The sequence below is a fragment of the Persicimonas caeni genome, from assembly GCF_006517175.1.
Taxonomy (GTDB): Bacteria; Myxococcota_A; Bradymonadia; order Bradymonadales; family Bradymonadaceae; genus Persicimonas; species Persicimonas caeni.
Genome location: NZ_CP041186.1, coordinates 3,051,043 through 3,070,018, shown reverse-complemented (window position 1 = coordinate 3,070,018; position 18,976 = coordinate 3,051,043). Strand labels below are relative to the sequence as shown.

The window sequence follows — 18,976 nt, the reverse complement described above, 5'->3', positions numbered from 1 at the left end:
TAGACGACCGGGATTGTGCCTCCCTAGGCTACCAGCTCATTATCGAGTGAATGTAGTCTTATTTTTCTTCCAGAATGAGAGTGTCGCCCCGGAAGGCGGCGGTTCTCGGGGGGCATTGAAATGCAAAGAAATGTCAACGGTCGCTTCGTTTCGGAATCAGCGGACTCCCGGGTCAATTACGCTGGTCATCGGCTGATTGTCGAGTACTCAGAAGTCGTGGTGTCGTGTCAGACGAGCACCGTCGCCTCTGCGGCTCAACCCGCCAAGGCAGCACAGCTGGAAAGCGGGGGGGCCGACACGGTCGAGGCTGCCGTCGAAGAGTCGGCCGAGTCGCCAGCCTCCGGGCAGGTCGAGGCACAACTCGCCGCCCTCGAGGCGTCGGACCGGGAGCGCTACGCCAAGCTTCCTGCCGAGATGCGCCGGGCGCTCGAGCAGCCCCGCTCGACGAGAGTCGAAGAGACGGCAACGCTGCGTGAGTCGATGGTTGCGCGCAAGACCACGGTATCGGTGGACGACGATGGCCGTTTTGACTTTTCGCTCCCTCCGTCCGACAGCGTCGATGGACCGATCCGGTTGACGCTCAAGTCGCCGGTCGGCGGCGTATTGGTGCGCCGCGATTACAGCTACAATGCGTTGTTCTCGAGCGCGGCGTCGGCCGCCGCCGACGACTCGGCCGAGATGACTATCGTCGCCGCCCCTCACCAGCCGGTCTCGCTGCCCAGCGTGGCCAACCCCGAGCCCTACAAGGTGCGCGGCCGCGCTTATCGCTTCGAGGATGGCAGCGCGCTGAAGAACCGCCAGCTCTTCATCCACGTGGCCTTCCAGACCGACGTGGACACCGTCGTCCCTCAGGTGATCGCCTCGCCGACCACGGACGCCTCGGGCTATTTCTCGTTTCAGATGCCCGCCGGCGCGATCGAGCGGGCATATGCGCGCATCGGCGGCGCCGCGGGGCCGACCGCCGACTTGGCTCTTGTGGCAAACGCTCAGGCGAACCCTCAGCAGACGCTGGTCTTCGAGGGCGTCGAGGTTGTCGACGACGACTGCGCCTGCAACACCGCCACCCCCACCGACCCCGACGCCGCCGACTTGGTGCACTCGCCGGTCTACTCCGACGATCTCGGGGGGACGTGCGTGAGCTTCACCACTCCCAACCGCAGCCTGGAGGAGTTCGACTACTATGCGGTCGTACGCACCACCGAGCCGGAGATTCGGCGGGTTCCCTGGCAGAAGCCGCCCACACTCAGCCCGGTGGTTCCGGCGACCTCCGACCCCGGAAACGCCACCCAGGCAGAGGTCTCCGAGGCGTTTCGCGCTCGGCTGGCGCAGCGCCAAGAGGCGAGCTACGGCGACCTGGAGAACGTCACCGGGCTCTTCGGCCACCGGCCCGGTTATGCCAGCCTGTGGACGAGCCTGAACGCGGGCGACCACCAGTGGTGGATCTTCGAGACCTCGATGCTCACCTTTTTGGCCGACAAGGGGGAGGAGCGCTACGGACCTTTCGTCGGCAGCCCGCTTTCGACGGGGTTTGCCCGCCTCGATGGCATCGAGCAGTTGATCGTCGCGCTGCAGCCCCAGACGGTCTTCGAGCACTACTGCATCGACGTGGCCCGCGATACGTTCGTCGAATTCTACGGTCGCACACCTGCCGATGAGAACGAGCTCTATACCTTCTGGACGTATACCGCCCAGGAATTCCACAACCGCCACAATCGTCTTCCGAATACTCCCGACGAGCTCGAGGACTTCATCCGTCAGACCCTGATGCAGACGGCGAACGACGGGCCGGGGGAGTGGTGGCTGTTCAGCATCGACTACGGCAATTATACCGCGCCGCAGGGCATCACGCCGCTGCAGCATCTCAAGGGGCAACTGGCCGCGGTCTTCGCCACGGTCTACGGCGAAGCCCACCAACTCGACCTGGAGCTGCTCGAGTTCTTGAGGTTGGCCGTCAGCCAATTCCGCGACGACTACGGCCGGATCCCGCGCACGCCCGAAGAGCTGGTCGGCTATATTCGCCTGGTCTTCGAGTCGGGCGCGGGCGGACGCACCGAACTCGACGGAACGCACGCCATCGACTGGGACGAGACGCCGACGCTGTACCACAACACCACCGTCGCCCACGGCCACGTGCTGCACTTCAAGCAAGTCTGGCGCGCCGACGGCTACTCCATGGGCGACCTGCTGTACTCGCTGCCGCTGGCGCCGTGTCAGCAAAAGCAGATCGTCATCCACGACTGGGACCGCCATGACATGGCCACTCGCGACGAGTTCTTGTCGGCCGACGAGCGCATGAGTGCCTATTTGGACCGTGACCGCGACGTCTCCGATATCCTGAACACCTCGTTCAGCGAGCGCATCAAAGGCGGCTCGAAGACCAAGACGAAAGGATTTTCGTTCGGCCTCGGGCACTCGGGCGGCGGCGGAATCGGTGCCAAGGTGCCCGTCAAGGGGATGCAATTCGGCGGCGTGATCGGCTCGTCGACCGGCATCGGCGCGCAATATTCCTCCGGCAACAGCACCTCGAGCGCCTGGCAAAATAGCGCTCGCCAGCTCAGCGCCAAGGGGATGAACAAGCTGCGCGACAACGTCATGCAGGGCGCTTCGGCGGTGCGAAACCAGCGCGCCACCGTCGTCCAGGTGGTCAACCAGGGCGAGCGCACCTCCGCGCAGAGCGAGGTGATCGCCAACCACAACCACTGCCACTCCATCACCATGGAGTACTTCGAGGTGCTGCGGCACTTCGCCATCGAGCAGCGCCTGGCCGACGTCCAGGAGTGTTTGTTCATTCCGCTGGAGATGACGCCGTTCGACATCCACAAGATCCTGCGCTGGAAGAGCGAGCTGGCCGGGAGCATCTACGACCGCGAGCTTCTCGAGGGGATCGATGCACTGGAGACCATCGAGGCGCGCTACCTCAACACCGGCGCTCAGCCGGGGGTGTTGGCCGACGAGGAGATCCAAGATATCGGCGGGGAACTCGAGTTCTCGATGGTCATCGCGCGCCCCGAGGACGACGTCGACAGCGACGGCGAGTTCGGGTTCTCGCTTGCCCGCTGGAATGCGCTCAGCCCGCTGTTGGGACCGTGGACGCCCATGGGCGTGCGCTCGCACTTTCTGGGCCTGGCGCAGGCCGCGCGTGAGAAGATGTTCCGCGAGGAGATTCTGCCCGACATCCTCACCGAGTTCATCGATGCGCTCGAGTTCGGCTACGTCGACCGCGAGGGCACCGAGCATGTGCTGAACCTCGACGTGGTCGCCGAGGCGTTCTCCCACGGCAACACCGATCGCAAGTCCCGCCTGCGCGCCTTCATGGAGGAGTACGAGCCGGGCTCGTCGCTTCGCCTCAAGCTGCGCATGCTGCCCGGCCAGAGCCGGTTTACGCGCGACGAGGTGGCCTGGTTTTACGTCAAGAATGACTATCCGCTACCTGATGGGTCGCGTGTGTCGTTCCGCGGCGGAAACCTGCGCTACGTCACCGCCAACCTCGACGAGGCGCTGTTCAACGCCTGGAACCTCAACGACGACCTGGGCAGCGCCGACTCGGCCACGGTGCGCACGCCGTTGAATAGCCGCGAGCTGTTCAATCCCATCCAAGACCTGTACGACAAGGCCAACCGGCTGATCAATCACCTCAATGACCACCTCGAGTTCTACCACAAGGTCTTGTGGTACCAGATGGACGCAGACAAGCGCTTCATGATGCTCGACGGGTTCATCGCGCCCAACTCCGGCGGGCGCAGCGTGGCGTCGGTGGTCGAAAACCGTGTGGTTGGCGTGGTCGGCAACAACCTGGTCATGCCGGTGGCGCGCGGCGTGCATCTGGACCCGAGCTTCGCCCAAGACGGCGACGAGCCGGTCGACCTGCTGGCACATTATGCCCCGACGACCCCGCTCGACCCGTTCCGCATCAGCGTGCCCACCCGCGGGGTCTACGCCGAGGCGGTCATGGGCTCGTGCAATAGCTGCGAGAAGATCGACGAGAGCCGCCACTGGCGTTTCGAGGAGGTCCCCTGCGGCAGCAAGCCCACCGAGATCGAGCCGCTCAGCCTGGCCAGCCGCTATCAGGCGCCGGGCAACCTGCAGCCCAAGGACTTCGCCGAGGCCCTGGTCGCCCTCCAAGACCTGCCCGATGCGCCCGACCCGGCGAGCCTGTCGGCGCTGATCGAGGCGATGGCGACGCCGGGCGTGTTCGGGGACTTCGCCGGCCTCAACCAGAATCAGCTCAACGCCCTGAAGGCGCTGAAGGCCAACCAAAAGGGGGCGATCGAGGCGATGCGCATGAACACCGAGGCGGCGACCAAGTACGCCCAGATGGCCAAGGAGTTGGCCATGCATAACTCGATGGTCAAGAACGCCGACAAGGTCATCGACCGCACCGAAGAGCAGATGGAAAAGGGCAATATGTCCGAGGAAGACGGCAAGGATGTCATCAAGACCGCCTTGCGGACCATGGGCGGCGGCTTGGGCAGCCTATTTGGTGACGGTGCCGGCCACAGTGGTGGCGAGGGTGGAACTCAGGGGGGAAGTCAGGGCGACGGTCGCCGGATCAACGTCTCGCCGACCCGCGACATGCTCCCCGAAAATCCTGCGCAGTTCACCAGCTACGAGGCCAACAGCGGCTCGGGCGATGCGGTCAAATTCACCACCCCCGGCGACGGCTCTGCGCAAGTCACCCAGACTGACCCGCCCCCGCTCGAACTGCGCGCCGACTTCTTCAGCTCCGGCATTGACGTGTCGGCGTTCTGGCGGTTCTCCCGATGCCTGAACGTGCCCCACGGCACCAGTTGGCACCCCGCGTTTCTCGGAGAGGGAGCGGTGGGGGAGCCGGTGCTCATCCTCCAAAAGGCGCTCAACGTGCTCGACCCGAACCTCGGACTCACCGAAGACGGCCAGTTCGGTCCCTCGACCGCGCAGGCGGTGCGTAACTTCCAGTCGCAGTTTGCTGCCGGCGGCTTCATTACCATGGTCGACGGGGTCGTGGGGCCCGAGACGATGCGCATCCTCGACGAGGCAATGTACCATATCGAAGAGGAGGGGCTCTCCAGCATCACCCCCGCTCAGGTGCAGGATATTCGCGACGCGCTGCAGCGGCAGGTCCAACTCGAGAGCGCATTGACCTTCCCGCTCGACGCGGACGCCGACGAGCAGGGCACTCGCAATGTTTGGGAGGGGTTGATGCATCTGTGCCGCATCGTGACGACCACCAATCGGCTCGACTACGCCGGCATGTACGACGTGATCGAGCCCATCGGCAGCCTAGGCGGTCACAAGGCCGGGACCTTCACCCAAGAGCAGCTCTCCCTGGGCGACTACATCTTCGATATCACCACCAACGTTCCGCACTGGGACTACGCTGATATCAACAACGCGTCGCTCGGTTGGGTCCAGTTCCTCGCCACCAACACCGATACGCCCAAGATTCGACTGGTGGACAATAATGGCAACAACATCGTGACCATTCACGTCTGGGCGAACGCGTCTGTGGTGCCCGACGGCAGGAAGTTCTACCGGGCGATGCACCAGTATATCAATGGCGAGATTCTGTTCGAGGAGCTGCTCGACGAGTTGTCGCTGGGCGGATCCTGACGGACGCCGGGCTCGCTCGTCGAGCATTCTAGTCCAGCCTAGTCCAGCGCGCTCGCCCGCGCGCTGGACTTGATCTTCGGCATGAAGCTCCGCTTGGCGTCGAATAGCGGGTTGAACTTCGCCTCGTCGCGTGCGTCGTAGCTTTCGGCGCCAGGCACCTTGATATTCCCGTCGATGTCGAGCCCGTCGACGATGTCGATAAAGTCGGTCGGAACCTCATCTTGCTGGCTCTGGGCAAACGCAGGCGCGGCCATGCCGACGAACGAAAGGGCGACGATCAGGGCGGTCAATTTCTTCATGATGCCTCCTGTTTGGGCGGTGTGGACCCGGTAGGATAGCAGAAGGGGGAGGGGATATCGAGAGGGCGCGGTGCTTACTCGGCTTCCGAGCGCTCTTTGGCGAATCGCTGGGTCTGCTCTTCGGGCAAGTTCGTGTGAGGGTAGATCGAGACACGTCCGAGCACCTTGGTCTGGCGACCGAGCGAGCCCAAGCTGCCGAGCACTGGGTTGTGTGAGATGCGCAGATCGCCGGTGATCGTCTTCGGGTCGAGTTGTGCGATCGATTCCAGGCGCCAGTTCGAGTCGATACGCAAGTCGCCACGCACAGTTTCGAGGCTGCGGAAGGCTTGGAGGTGCGTCAGGCTATCGTTTTCGGCGATGACCAAGCCTCGGCCCACCGTCTCGAGTTGTGCGTGGCCGGTGATCGCGGCGAGCTTGGGTAGCTTCTCGAAGCGAAGCTCACCCTCCACCCGCGTCAGCTTGTTCAACTGGCGGGCCGAAAACAGGTTTGGGTTGTGCGTGATGTGCAGATCTCCACCGACGGCCTCGAGGTTCTCGAGCCCGGCGAGGCTCTCCAAGTGGGTGTTGCTGCGAATGACGAGATCGCCCTCGATTTGGCGCAGCGAGCCGAGCGTGCTGAGGTCGGTGGTGTCGACGCCGACCACGTAAATGGAGCCGCGCGTTCGTTCACAGCTGAAGTCGCGGATATGCTGCATGTCGGCGCTATCGTCGATGACGAAGGTCGAGTTGCGGGCATCCACAAAGACCGTTCCCTTCACAATCGTCTGGGCGTTCGCCTTGCGCCAGTGCTCGATGACGCAGTCGGGTAGAAATCCCATCTCACCTGACAACACGAGGTCTCCTCCGATGGTACCGAAAGTGAGATCGATGCCCCGCACGTTGGGCAGGTCAGACAGGGTGACGCTCCCGTCGATTTGAATCAGCGGGATGATGGGCTCGACGCTCGGGACCGGAAGACCACGCAGGACCACGTCGCCCTCGACTCTCCAGATGGCCTCGAGCCCGGTGAGCGACGCGAGGCTCGGGTTGTCCGTGATTCGAAGATCACCACCGATGGGGGCTTCGTAGGTCTTCAGCTTGGGCAAGGACTCGAGGGCGGGGTTGGACTGGATGACGAGGTTACCCTGCAGTTCCTCAAGTTGGTCGAGCCACGACAGTTCCACCAGCCTCTGGTTGCGCTCGACGATGAGAGATCCATCGATTCGCTCGAGGTTCTGGAGCCCGTCGGTGTTCTCGAGCTTTTCGGTGTCGACGATGCGCAACGTACCACGCAAGTCGGTGAGCTCGAGTAGCGGGGTGATTCGGGTCACCTTCGGACCACGAATCGTCAGATCTCCCTCGATGCTCGTGCAGTTCGTGTGGCGAAACTCGTCGAGTTGCTCATCGTCGGTGAAGACGAGGCCGCCGGGAAAGACGCACTTTGCGCGAGTTGGAGGGTGGAGCGTCGCGCCTTTGGTGGTCTTATCGGTGGAGGGTGGGGGCGAGTTGGGCGCAGACTTACACCCCACGGAAAACGCCAGCAGTGTGGTGGTGAGAAGTAGCGCGACCCATGTGCTTAGTTGCCCCATGGGTCGCACTATAGCGTTCGAGAGGAGAGTTGGAAATGAACCGAACGTGACCTCTCGATCACTGCGAGCGCTTTTGACGTCGCTCCTTCATCTTCGCGCGCATCTCCTGGAACGTCTTCTTTTGATCGGCGTCCAGGACCTTCTCGATTTTGTTCGCGCCGGCCTGCATCTCCTTGCGCATCGCCTGGCGGAAGGCCTTGCGGTCACCCTCGTTGTCTTGGCGCGCCTGGCGAATCTTCTGGCGCGTCTCCTTCATGATCGCCCGGACCTTCTCCTCCTGTTGCGCGTCGAGGTCGAGCTTCTGGTCGAGGTGGTGGAACATGCGCTTCATGCGCTTGCCGTGGCGCTTGCCGCGACGCTTCTGGCGCATCTCCTCGAACTTCGCTTTCTGGTCGGCGGTCAGCACCTCGGCGAGCTCGGCTTTGGTGCGCTTGAAGACCTGGCGCGCCTCTTTGCGTCCGGCCTTGCGGTCGCCTTTGTGGCGCTGGCGGATGTCCATCAGCTCGGTGCGCGAGGTCTCCAAAATCTGGCGGACTTTCTTTTCCTGGGTGTCGGTCAGATCGAGCTCTTCGTCCATGCGCTCGACTTTCTCGTCGAGGCGCTTCTCCATGACTTCGAGCTTTTCTTGGTCGCTCATTTGCTGCCAGCGGGCGTGCTTGCCCCCCTTGCCGCCGTGGGCGAAGGCGTTGGCGCCGAAGGCAAACGAGCAGGCGATCGCGGCGGTGAAGAGAATTCGCTTGAGCTTCATGATGTGTGCTCCTTCAAAAGAAAGAAGATGGTTTCAGTGTACCAGAAGGGCCAACCGTCGGCCTCATCATGAATCTACGAGGTGGATCTTAAGAGAATCTGAAGCTAAGTTGATGAGCACCGAAATCAGCGAAAGCACCGGAGTGCAACGCATGTCTTATCGTCTGACGGCACAACTCGGCTCTAGCCTCCTCCTGTCGACTTGCCTCTTCGGGGGGGCACTCGGCTGCCAGACGGCCGAGCCGAAGCCCGATGCCTCGAACGAGGCCGTCTCGCAGGTGTCTGCCGAAGAGGGGGCCGCCGACGTCGACGCAGTCGACGACGTCGATGCAAGTCCATCGAAGACGAAAGGCACGCGCGACGACACGCCCTCCCACGAGCCGCCCGAGGCGATCTCGCTGACCCTCCAAGTGTCGCCGAAGGCCGTCACCATCGACGGCGACGAGCTCTTGGCGCTCGAAGGCGGCTACATCGGTCGGTCGAGCTTTGCGTCACGCTATTATTTCACGGTGAAGGGGCTCGTCGAGCCGGTCGACGCTGCCCTGGTGGCCGAGCGGCGCCGCCGAGTGGTCTACGGTGAGGAGATCACCCAGGGCCGCGTGCTCGTCGAGGTCGACCCGGCGGTGCCGGCCGACACGGTCATGGCGCTGCAATACACGCTGGCCAAGACCGACCTGGAGTGGATGACGCTGCAGGTCGGCGATGCATCGCCGGTCCATCTTCGGCTCACGCGCGATTTTATGGGCGGCCGACGCGTGGCGTGGAGCCGCCGCAAGCCCGACTTGAAGAAGTACGCCGAGAAGGCCAAAGGCCAGACCTCCGATGGCCAGACCTCCGGTGGCCAGACCTCCGACAGCAAGATGTTGGGCGGCAAGGTCTTAGGCGCGGGGCCGCTGAAGAATATCTTCGGCAATCCAGATGCCTTCGATTCGAAGATGAACGTCACCATGAGCGGTGAGGGCGGCGAGGTGGTCGTGGGCCGTGGCGCCGGCGGCATGGGCCTACGCGGTACGGGCAAAGGCGGCGGTGGAGAGGGCTTTGGCCGCATTCGCGGGCTGGGCAAGGTCGACACCGGTAAGAAGTCGTCGAAGAAGAAGTCGGACGACAAAGCGATTCTACTCGGTACGCTGGGGGCCAATTCGTCGTCGGCCAAGGGCTTCGGCGGGCTGGGGCTTCGGGGCACGGGCCGCGGCGGCGGTGGCGGGACGGTTGGTGTGGGCACGGTAGGCATCGGGCGCATCGGCCTCGCTGCCAGAACCTGTGCGGCCAGCGACGACCAGCCGCCCGAGCCGATGGCGCTGACCCACGCCACCATCAAGCTGTACCCGGAGCGTTTCGACGCCTGGCTCTCCGAGCGCCACGACGGTTATCGAAAGCATATGTTCGAGGAGTTCGCCGTCGATCTCGCCAAGGTCGAGGGCGTCGACAGCTACCCTTGGTGGAAGCTCTACAACACGCTCGACCGCATGCAGAGCTACTATGGCGAGGCCGACACGCTGTTGATCTGGCTACACCCGTCGTTGAGCAGTCGGTTCGTGACCGCCGCCTCCAAGCTCAACTGCAAGTTGCCGGAGTCGTCGTATGATTCTCGTGAAGCTTGGCAGGAGGCGCGGGCGGGCGTGGAGAGATGCGAGCCGATATTCGAGGTGCAGATGTTGGGGAACGGGAAGCACCCGGGGAAGAATTAGGGCACTTCTTCGGCGCTGCGTACGACCTCATCCCACTCGCCGGGCTCGAGTTCGACCCACCCATCTTGGCCGATATCCCACTTGAGACGCGCGCTGCAGTCATGGCAGCGCCGGTACATCCACGCTGCGGGGACCTTTTGGCCGTCGATTTTGATGGTGGAGGTGCGCATGTCGACCGATTCGATGCGGTCGCTGCCGCATTCGGGACACGACGGGGTCTTGAGAACGGCCCGGACCATCATGGCGATCAGGACGACCCAAACCAGAAGAAGGGCGATGGTCAGGATATAAACCATGGTAGAGTCTCGTGCGAGAGGCGGTCTTGGGCACACCACTATAAGCGATCGGCGACTGCCAGAAAACGCCTTCTATGAAACTGCTCACCATTGCTGGGGCCGACAAGCCGCGCTCGTCCTCGGCGCCCCACCACTGATCAGTCGTCGACCAGCGGCCAGTGAAACCAGCAGGCGAAGTAGTCATCGACGAGGGTCGCGCCCAGATATTGGCGTGCGACCGCCTCGCCGGCGTGTGCCAGCCCGAAGGCCTGGGCGACGAATTCGCTGCTGATGGTCAGCCCCAGGCCGGTGCTGTCGGTGGTCACGCCCGGGTCGAACAGCCGCGAGGGCTCGCCGTCGGTACGCTCGTTGATGGCGGCCTGCTGCGCTGCGTCGATCGGATTGACCACCACAAAACGCAGGCTGTGCGGGTGCTCTTGAGGGACGGCGACGGCGCTCAAAAAGATCGCCTCGCCGCTGGTGTGGCGCACCGCGTTGTTGAGCACGTTGTAGAGCACGCGGTCGAGCGCCGAGAACTCCATGCAGCGCGTGGCGATGGCGCCCTCGTACTCGACGTGCGAGCGGATCTCGACCTTCTTGCCGTCTTCGCGCCCGCGCTTGCCACGCCACTTCTCGGCGATTAATTCGACGTCGTGCAGCTTGTAGTTGAGGTCGGCTTCGTAACGCGGCGGGTCGAGGTCCGGCAGGGCGTTGCGCATGATCTTGGCGTGGTCGCGCGCCAGAAAATACGCCTGCGGGATATCTTCCGGCTGGCCTACGCCGAGCTCGATGAGCTGGAGCAGACCGTACAGCGCGGTCAGCGCGCCACCCTTGATGTCGTGAGTGACCTTGCGCAACTCGTCGTTTTCGCGCTGGGCTTCGGGGATGCGAAGCTTCGCCAGGCGACCAAACGGCTGGCTCCAGTCCTCATTCTCCAAAAAGCGTTGGAGCGCCTCCTCGGCGAGGGCGGTGTCCTTGTAGAGCGGTCGCAGCAGTTCCTGGAGCTCGCAGGTGACCTCGTAGGCCATCTCGATGGTGCGCCGCGCGTCGGGCGCGAACTCTTCCACCGAGGCGCTCTTGTTTCGCCCGTCGTAGCGTGTCTGGCGCAAATTCTTTAAATCGGTGGGCGCCAGATCCAAGATGGTCCCTTTCGGAAGCGGAGGGCACACTTGGGGCTGCATCATGGTGGAATTGGTCATCGACGTGGCAGGGAAAAAGGAGCGCTTGAAAGACTGCAGGTATGATGTCTGCTACGCTGCGCGTTGACTATAAAGCAATCGAGGCGATGTCGCTAACGTACAATTTGCGCCCGATGAGATTCCGATGACACACAAGATCCTATTGATTGAAGATGATTTTGCCCTCGGCGACGAGCTGTTCGAGTCGCTCGACGAGGAGGGATTCGAGGTGACGTGGATCAAAGATGGCTCGGAGGCGTATTTCGAGCCGGTCGAGGAGTTCGATCTGGTCGTGCTCGACCTGATGCTGCCCGGAAAGCACGGCTTCGACGTGCTCAAGAAGTATCGCACCGAGTCGGACGTGCCGGTCATCATCCTGACCGCCCGGCGCGAGACGCACGACAAGCTTCGCGGCTTCGAACTGGGCGGCGACGACTTCATGACCAAGCCCTTTTTGCCCGAGGAACTCCTGGCGCGCATCCGCGCCCGGCTGCGCCGGCCGGTGATGCGCCGGGAGGCCGACCGTGAGCTCGGGCCGCTGTCGATCGACTTCGACACCCGCAAAGTCGAGGTCGACGGCGAGCCCGTCGAGTTGACCGCCGTCGAGTTCGAGGTGCTCGCCGCCCTGGCGCGCCGGCCGGGCATGGCGCTCAGCCGCCGCCAACTCGTCGAACGGGCGCTGCCCGAGGAGAGCGAGGGGACCGAGCGCACCCTCGACGTGCACGTGTCGCGCATCCGCAAAAAGCTCGGCGAGGCCGGCAAGCTCGTCCAGACGGTGTGGGGCATCGGCTACAAGTTGGCGGAGGACGGCTCGTGAAGCTACGCCCGAAGCTCGCGTTGACGTTGGTCGCCGTCGTCGTGCCCGTGCTGGTGCTCTTTACCCTCTTTCGCATCCACGGCGAGCGCCGCGACTTTCAAGAGCGCATCGCCAATCGCATCTCGGCGCGTATCGAGGCGCGCCCGCCCAAGCGCTGCCTGCGTCGGCCCGAGCGCTTCCACCATCGCATGCGTCGCGGGTTCGAGGTCTTTGCCTACGGCGCCGACTATCGCTCCGTGCATCCCGAGGCGCCGCCGCTTACGGACGACGTCGTCGAGGCGCTCGAGGCGGGCGACGACACGGTCAGTGACACCATGTGGCGCAACCCGCGACACGCCGGCGTGACGGTGGTGCGCAGCCCGTGGCCCGACTCCGACTGCGCCTTGCTGGCGGTCTACTGGCCGGAGCGGGCCGGTGCCCAACCGGGGCGCATTGCCAAAAACGTGGCCACCCAGGCCGTGGTCGCCTTCGTGGTGCTCCTGATCACCGCGCTTCTGGCCGCGGGCCCGATGGTGCGGCGCATCCGACGGCTGACCGACGCCATCGAGGAGGCCGGCGGGCCCGACTATCGGGTCGACGTGGAGACGGATTCGAATGACGAGATCGGCGAACTCGCCCGCGCCTTCAACGTCGCCGGCGAGCGCGTCCGCCAGACGGTCGACCAACTCGAGGCGCGCGATCGGGCGCTGACCGAGTATATCGCCAACACCACCCACGACCTGGCGATCCCGCTGACGGTGCTGCAACACCGGCTGCGAAAGCTCCAAAAGCAACTCGCCGACGACACTAAATCAGCCGAGCTCGCCGACGCGAGCATGGAAGAGGCGCACTATATCGCCTCGCTGATCTCGAATATGGGCGCGGCCGCGCGCCTCGACCGCACCGGTGAGGAGTTGACTCTGCACGAGTGCGACCTGGCCGAGACCGTCGAGCGTGTCGCCGCGCGCCACGAGCCCCTGGCCGAGCAAAAAGCGATCGAGCTCAACTGGGCCGCGCCGCCCGACGGCTTGCCCATCGAGTGTGACTCGACCCTCGTCGAGCAGGCGCTGAGTAATTTTGTGCAGAACGCCCTGCAGTACAACACCGCCGGCGGCCACGTCAGCATCGTGCTCGACGCTGTCGACGACGGCTTCGAGCTGCGTGTGCTCGACGACGGCCCCGGCGTGCCCGACGAACTCCTCGACAAGCTCACCGAACGCTCCTTCCGCATGGACGACTCACGCACCCGCCAGCCCGGCGGGCAGGGGTTTGGGTTGTCGATCGCGCGCAGGGTTTGTGACCTGCACGGGTGGCGCTTGGAGCTTCGGAATCGCGAGGAGGGGGGGATGGAAGTGGTCGTAAAAGGCTAATTCACCACGGAGACACGGAGGACACGGAGAGAGGCAAAACAAAATAGGTTTTCTCCGTGGTCCCCGTGTCCCCGTGGTGAACCCATTACAGCATGCCCGCCCGTTTGATCGCCAGGTAGCGGTTCACGAGTTGAACCGAGAGTTCGCCCGGTTGGACGTCGAGCAGCATCACCCCGCGGCCTTGCAACTCTTGGTGGGTTTTGTCGCGGTGGCTCAGGTAGTGGTGGCCGGCGGCCACGCGCAGGGCGTCGTCGAGGTGGTAGATCGGCTCGTCGAGCGTCTGCTCGGTGACCGCTTCGCGCAGGCTGGCGACGAGGACGACGTGGCGCTGGCGCAGCAGCGAGACCGCCTCGAGCAGCTCGGCGTTGTCCTGGTCGTACAGGTTGGTGAGCACGACGACGAGCGCGCGGCGCCGCTGCACGGCGGCGAGTCGGCGCGCGGCGGCGCTGTAGTCGCTCGGGGCGGTGGTCGTCTGCAGGTCGTAGATCTGCTCGAGGATGGCGTTCATGCCCGAGGGGCCTTTCTGGCGCGGCACCCACAACTCGTGGCCGCCGAAGGTCGCCAGCGCCACCGAGTCACCCTGCTTGAGGGCGACATGGCTCAACAGGAGACTGGCGTTGAGGCAGTGGTCGAAGTGCGCCAGCTTGTCGCCTCCATCGTGTTCATCTCGGGCGCGCATGCGCCGGCCGCAGTCGAGCAGGAAGACGATGTGCTGGTTGCGCTCGTCTTCGTACTCGCGCGAGATGAGCTTGCTTCGCCGCGCGCTCGCCTTCCAGTCGATTTGCCGGCTTAGGTCGCCCTGGCGGTAGTCGCGCAGGTGCGAAAACTCCATGCCCGAGCCGCGGCGGCGAAGCTTTTTGATGCCCAGCTCCCCGACGCGGTCGGCGGTGGCCATCAGGGCGTAGCGGCTGACCGCCTTGAAGTTCGGCAGCACCCGAAAAGTCTGCGCCTGCTCGTCTTCGAACGTGCCGATTTCGACCTGGCGAAACAAGAGGCCGAGCGGCCCGCGGATGCGCGCGTCGCACGGCTCGAACTGGTGCTCGCCGCGCTCGTTGGCCTTCAGCGCGTAGCGCACTCGGGCGCGCTTGTCGCCGGGCAGCCGCAGCGAGGCGGGCATGCCGTCGAGGTCGCAATGCGACGGCGGCTTGTCGAACAGCTCCAGGTCGAGCGTCTGGCGCTCGTAGGAGCGCAACACGAGCACGACCTCGGTCCACACGCCCACGGCCAGCGAGTCGGGCACCTCGCGCTCGAGCGTGGGCGGCGTGGCGCGGCGAAGCCACAGGAGGTCGGCCAGCGCCGCCACCAAGAGCACGCCGCACGCGCCCACCCACAGCGGAAACGCCGCCGGTAAGATCCCCGCCACGAGTCCCCAGACGGCCAGGCCGCCCAGGCACCAGTATAGCCGTGAGGTCGCAATCACGTGCGCGGTACCTCCACCTTGCGGAGCACGTCGCGCAGCAGGTCGTCGGGCGCGATGCCGTCGATCTCGACCTCGGGCGTGCGCAGGATGCGGTGGCGAAGGGCGGGGAGGGTGACCGACTTGACGTCGTCGGGGATGACGTGGTCGCGCCCGTCGAGCAGGGCGAACGCGCGGGCGGCGCGGATGATCGAGATCGCCCCGCGCGGGCCGGCGCCGGCGCGGATGCCCGGCCAGCCGCGAGTCGCGCGCACCAGGCGCACGCCGTACTCGACGATGCGCCGGTCGACGCGCACCTTGGCGCAGACTTGCTGCAGCTTGCGCGCCTGCTCGATCGTCATGACCTGCTCGACGTCGTCGATGTTGAACGAGTCGCCCACCCGCCCGACGGTGACCTCCTCGACGATGGCGAACTCGTGTTCTTCGGCCGGATAGTCGATCTCGATCTTGAACAGGAAGCGGTCGAGCTGGGCCTCGGGCAGCGGATAGGTGCCGTCTTGCTCGATGGGGTTCTGGGTGGCCAGCGTCATGAACGGCGGCTCGAGCTCGTAGGAGTGCCCCTCGATGCTCACCTGGCGCTCCTGCATCACCTCGAGCAGCGCGGCCTGGGTCTTGGCCGGCGCGCGGTTGATCTCGTCGGCCAGGAGCAGGTTCGTAAAGATCGGCCCCTTGCGGATGCGGAAATCACCCGAGGTGGCGTGGTAGATGGCGTGGCCGGTGACGTCGGAGGGCATCAGGTCGGGGGTGAACTGCACCCGGCCGAAGGTGCCTCCGAAGGTGCGCGCAAGGCTGAGCACCAACAAGGTCTTGCCCAGCCCGGGCACGCCCTCGACGAGCACGTGGCCGCTGGCCAAGAAGGCGCACAGCACCTGGTCGATCACCTTGTCTTGGCCGACCACGGCCTTGCGGAGCTCGGCGCGCAGCTGGTCGAGCTGCTCGCCTGCTCGAGCGACGTCGGCATCGAGCCCCGGCGCCTGTTGTGTCGACGGGGGAGCCGGCTGGGGCGTCGACTGGTCTGGCGTCGACCGGTCTGGCGTCGACTGGTCTGGCGTCGACTGGCTAGGCGTCGACTGGGGTGGTGTCGTGGGGAAATCAGACTCGCTCACAGCTTCCTCCGGTGATGCTCCAGTTGGCGGATCTTTTGGGTAAAGGTCTCGGCGTTGCGGTTGCCCGACGGCTGGCGGAAGAGTTCACGCGCCTCCGACGGGGTGATCCCCAGCTCCTCGGCGACGATCTCGTGGCGCTCGGCGTTGGGCGCGCTGGCCACGCGCGGGCGGCGCGTCTCGAGCTCGGCCATCAGCGCGCCCTGGGCCGCCTCGACGAGCGCGGCGGTCGCGCCTTGCTCCCACAAAAAGCGGCCCACCGCGTCGACGTGCTCGCGCCGGCTTCGCCGCTCTTCGGGTGGGTCTGCCAGCATCGGGCCGAAGCGCTTGCGGCCGTTTTGGATGGCGAGCAGAAGCCCGACGACCACGAGCAGCAAGAAGGGCCAAATATGGCTGGCGACGTAGAACATCCACGAGTCGCGCGCGCCGAACATCACGATGGTGACCGTCTCGTAGCCGCTGTCGGTCGCTTCGGGCAGCTCCAGGATGCGCATCGCCAGCGTGGCGTGCTCGCCTTTGCCGATGGTGTTGTTGTCGAAGATTTCGGCGCTGCTGAGCAGCGTCACGCGGCCGTAGTCGCTGACCTTGCGGCTGGCGGCAAAGGGCTCGTCGGGGCCGCTGAACAGCAGCCAATCGGCGTCGGAGGCGACCCAGCGCAGGCTGGGCGTGGAATCGTCGAGGTAGTCGATCTCGAGGGGGCTGACCTCGACCTCGTAGGGCCACTCGTCGCCCTCGTTGGCGACATCGAAGCCCAGGCGAGCCAGCAATGGCGCGGTCTTCTCGTCGGCGTCTTCGACCGGCTGCGTCAAGATCAGGTGGCCGCCGTCGACGACCCAATTCTCCCAGGCGTCGACCTGCTCGGGCGAAAACTCGTCGCTCGGGTCGGCCAAGATGATCGTGGTCGCCACGGGCGAGGGCTCGCCGAGCCGGCGCACCGTGGTCACGTCGTGGTCGAAGCGGCTCAGGAGGCGCTCGAGCGCCAAAAAGTGGTTGCGCCTGGCTTCGCCCGACGGCGGCTCGCGCACTTCCTCTTCGACCTCCTCGAAGAGGGTGTCGGAGACGGCGGCGCCCCCGAGCCCCAACAGGGCAAGGATGCCGACGACGACGAGCGCGAGGAGCGCGGTCTTTTTGCGAGATCCGTCGCTCACGCGCCCCTCCTAAAGTGCACTTTCCACGAGGCGAACAGTTCCTGGGCGCGCTCGTCGCTCACCGGACGGTCGGCGTAGACCGTCGAGGTCCACGCCCGGGCGAGTTCGGCGACGTAGTCGGCCGGGCCGCCGGCCCCGCGCACCGCCTCGACGCACTCGTAGGCCGTCAGGCTCGGGTCGATCTCGATGCGGTAGCCTTTGGCGAGGCCCTCGATGGTGCCCCGATACAACAAGCTCAAGCTCTCGGCATGGGCGCCGTCTCGCCAGCGGGCCATCGCCGTGTCGATCAGGTCGGCCGGAAGCGTGACCTTCGGGGCGGGCGCCTCGGAGGCGACCAGCTCGGTCTGCGGGCCTTCGAGGGGCTTTTCGGGCGCCTCGACCGTCGCGAGCGGGCGAGTCTTTTTGTAGAAGTAGACGATCGCGGCCACGATCAGGCCACCGGCGACGAGCCACATGACGATCTGGAAGGTCGTAGCCAGCGCCTTGATGATCTGCTCGAGGAAGCTCAGATCGGGCGGGTTCTCGTCGTCGTCTTCGTCCTGCTCGAACAGCTCGTCGCGAAGCTGCCACGTCGTCTCGGTGCGGGTGCTCCCGAACTCCGGGTTGTCCAAGATATCTTCGATCTCGGCCTGCGGGTCGAGGCCAGCGGGGGGCTGGGAGGGCGTTACCTCGCGTACTTGCTCGTCTTGTTGGGGTGATTCGGGGGCGGTCGACGCGGCTTGCTCGGTTTGGGCATGCTCGGTCTGGGCCGAGGCCGTCGACGGCAGCCCGAACGTGGCCAGCCCGAAGAGGCCCACCAACAGCGCCATCGCGGCAGTCTCGAAGATCGACCGGGCCCGGGCGCGAAGGCGCGCGGCGAGCTTCTTGAAGACGATCTCGATATCCCAGCCCTCCAGGCGCACGCGTCGGTTGATGTAGAGGCCGAAGCCCGCCGCGGCGTAAAAGATCTCGATGGCGCTCATCACCAAAAAGTAGAGCGCGAACGCGCCGACTTCGAGCAGGGGGGCGTCGACGCTCGTGCTGAAGATCGTGTCGATTTTGGCGCCCAGGTCGAACTGCACCGAGCTGGGCACGACCATCTGGATGAGCATCAGCGTCGCGCCCAAAAAGAGGATCTCGGTGGCCATCGCCACCAGCGTCAGGCCGATGGCCGGCCCGCGCACCTGCCGGCGAAGCAGCACGCCCAGGCGCTCGCTGGCAGCCGCGCCGCCAAGATTTTCGAGCTCGCGCACCGGCATCGTCACCCCGCGAAACGGGCTGAACCGGCGCCAGGTGATGTCGGAGAGGGCCGCGCGGCCTCGCCAGGAGCGAAAGACCATGCCCGCGGTCGCCTTGACGCCGGGCACCTCGCCGAAAAAGGCGCGGCTCAAGACCAAGAGCGGCACGCGGTCGTATAGCGGCTTGAGCAGCCAGACAAAGACGAGCGGCAGCCAGAACAGGTCGGTCGTCGCAGCCACCAAAGTGGCGACGACGAAGACGGGCAGCACACACGTCAGCCAGCCCTGCGCGATGGGCTTGAAGAATTTTTGGGCGAGCAAAAAGCCGAGATCGACGGCCTCCCAGGACGAGCGCGGACGCAACCTCGCAGCGACTTTGTCCAGGTTCAAGGTTGGCCTCCCCCACAATTTCGCAATGCTTGTGGTGCTAGAGGCTTATCGCTCCTTCGAGCGGTTTTTAGTTCTTGGTTCTTGGTTTTTGGTTCTTGGTTCTTGCTGGCTGGAAAGTGCGGCTCGAGCTCACGGTAACGAACGTCGCGAAGCGTTGCCGTCAAACCAGCCTGCACGTCTCGGTGACCCAG

General features: G+C 64.9%; 13 protein-coding genes. 4 read left to right on the top strand and 9 right to left on the bottom strand.

Annotation, left to right across the window (positions count from 1 at the left end; all coding sequences use genetic code 11):
- The first annotated feature begins 219 nt into the window (after window positions 1–219).
- Window positions 220–5,589: a peptidoglycan-binding domain-containing protein gene (locus FIV42_RS11285; RefSeq protein ID WP_168210568.1), complete on the top strand. Its 5,370-nt coding sequence runs from the start codon at window positions 220–222 to the stop codon at window positions 5,587–5,589.
- 38 nt (window positions 5,590–5,627) lie between these two features.
- Here FIV42_RS11285 and FIV42_RS11280 read toward each other — a convergent pair whose 3' ends face one another.
- The 3 genes from FIV42_RS11280 to FIV42_RS11270 all read right to left on the bottom strand — a co-directional run bounded on the left by FIV42_RS11280 (window position 5,628) and on the right by FIV42_RS11270 (window position 8,204).
- On the bottom strand, window positions 5,628–5,888 hold the full coding sequence (locus FIV42_RS11280) for a hypothetical protein (RefSeq protein WP_141197786.1): 261 nt from the start codon (window positions 5,886–5,888) through the stop codon (window positions 5,628–5,630).
- 74 nt (window positions 5,889–5,962) lie between these two features.
- Entirely contained in the window at window positions 5,963–7,396 is a 1,434-nt protein-coding gene (locus FIV42_RS11275; RefSeq protein WP_168210567.1) for a receptor L domain-containing protein, read from the bottom strand.
- Between the two features lie 118 nt (window positions 7,397–7,514).
- Window positions 7,515–8,204, bottom strand: a complete 690-nt coding sequence (locus FIV42_RS11270; RefSeq protein ID WP_141197784.1) for a hypothetical protein — start codon at window positions 8,202–8,204, stop codon at window positions 7,515–7,517.
- Window positions 8,205–8,355: 151 nt separating this feature from the next.
- Here FIV42_RS11270 and FIV42_RS31140 point away from each other — a divergent pair, with 151 nt between their 5' ends.
- Window positions 8,356–9,891, top strand: coding sequence for a hypothetical protein (locus FIV42_RS31140; protein WP_141197783.1), 1,536 nt, complete (start codon window positions 8,356–8,358; stop codon window positions 9,889–9,891).
- Here FIV42_RS31140 and FIV42_RS11260 read toward each other — a convergent pair.
- Entirely contained in the window at window positions 9,888–10,187 is a 300-nt protein-coding gene (locus FIV42_RS11260) for a hypothetical protein (protein WP_141197782.1), read from the bottom strand. The genes FIV42_RS31140 and FIV42_RS11260 overlap by 4 nt on opposite strands.
- A gap of 137 nt (window positions 10,188–10,324) precedes the next feature.
- The gene (locus FIV42_RS11255) at window positions 10,325–11,365 is read right to left on the bottom strand and encodes a sensor histidine kinase (RefSeq protein WP_141197781.1); all 1,041 of its coding nucleotides are present in this window, start codon (window positions 11,363–11,365) and stop codon (window positions 10,325–10,327) included.
- A gap of 124 nt (window positions 11,366–11,489) precedes the next feature.
- On the opposite strand from FIV42_RS11255, the gene FIV42_RS11250 reads away from it, so the two are divergent.
- Complete coding sequence (locus FIV42_RS11250) at window positions 11,490–12,161, top strand: response regulator transcription factor (RefSeq protein ID WP_141197780.1); 672 nt, start codon at window positions 11,490–11,492, stop codon at window positions 12,159–12,161.
- A complete protein-coding gene (locus tag FIV42_RS11245; RefSeq protein WP_141197779.1) occupies window positions 12,158–13,510 on the top strand; it encodes a sensor histidine kinase in 1,353 nt (450 codons plus the stop codon). Before FIV42_RS11250 ends, FIV42_RS11245 begins: the two co-directional genes overlap by 4 nt.
- 85 nt (window positions 13,511–13,595) lie before the next feature.
- Here FIV42_RS11245 and FIV42_RS11240 read toward each other — a convergent pair whose 3' ends face one another.
- The 4 genes from FIV42_RS11240 to FIV42_RS11225 are packed head-to-tail and all read right to left on the bottom strand — an operon-like array spanning window position 13,596 to window position 18,785.
- Window positions 13,596–14,930, bottom strand: a complete 1,335-nt coding sequence (locus FIV42_RS11240) for a DUF58 domain-containing protein (protein ID WP_141197778.1) — start codon at window positions 14,928–14,930, stop codon at window positions 13,596–13,598.
- A complete protein-coding gene (locus FIV42_RS11235; RefSeq protein WP_222615434.1) occupies window positions 14,927–16,033 on the bottom strand; it encodes an AAA family ATPase in 1,107 nt (368 codons plus the stop codon). The genes FIV42_RS11240 and FIV42_RS11235 overlap by 4 nt, the downstream gene beginning before the upstream one ends.
- Window positions 16,030–17,178 carry a DUF4350 domain-containing protein gene (locus FIV42_RS11230; protein ID WP_141197777.1) on the bottom strand — a complete coding sequence of 383 codons (1,149 nt, stop codon included), beginning with the start codon at window positions 17,176–17,178 and terminating at the stop codon, window positions 16,030–16,032. The genes FIV42_RS11235 and FIV42_RS11230 overlap by 4 nt, the downstream gene beginning before the upstream one ends.
- Window positions 17,175–18,785: a DUF4129 domain-containing protein gene (locus FIV42_RS11225; RefSeq protein WP_141197776.1), complete on the bottom strand. Its 1,611-nt coding sequence runs from the start codon at window positions 18,783–18,785 to the stop codon at window positions 17,175–17,177. The genes FIV42_RS11230 and FIV42_RS11225 overlap by 4 nt, the downstream gene beginning before the upstream one ends.
- Window positions 18,786–18,976 lie beyond the last annotated feature (191 nt).

Bases quoted from the DNA above. Each gene is read 5' to 3' on its own strand.
- FIV42_RS11280 (WP_141197786.1), bottom strand. From the start codon at position 5,888: ATGAAGAAATTGACCGCCCTGATCGTCGCCCTTTCGTTCGTCGGCATG.
- FIV42_RS31140 (WP_141197783.1), top strand. From the start codon at position 8,356: ATGTCTTATCGTCTGACGGCACAACTCGGCTCTAGCCTCCTCCTGTCG.
- FIV42_RS11260 (WP_141197782.1), bottom strand. From the start codon at position 10,187: ATGGTTTATATCCTGACCATCGCCCTTCTTCTGGTTTGGGTCGTCCTG.
- FIV42_RS11255 (WP_141197781.1), bottom strand. From the start codon at position 11,365: ATGACCAATTCCACCATGATGCAGCCCCAAGTGTGCCCTCCGCTTCCG.
- FIV42_RS11250 (WP_141197780.1), top strand. From the start codon at position 11,490: ATGACACACAAGATCCTATTGATTGAAGATGATTTTGCCCTCGGCGAC.
- FIV42_RS11270 (WP_141197784.1), bottom strand. From the start codon at position 8,204: ATGAAGCTCAAGCGAATTCTCTTCACCGCCGCGATCGCCTGCTCGTTT.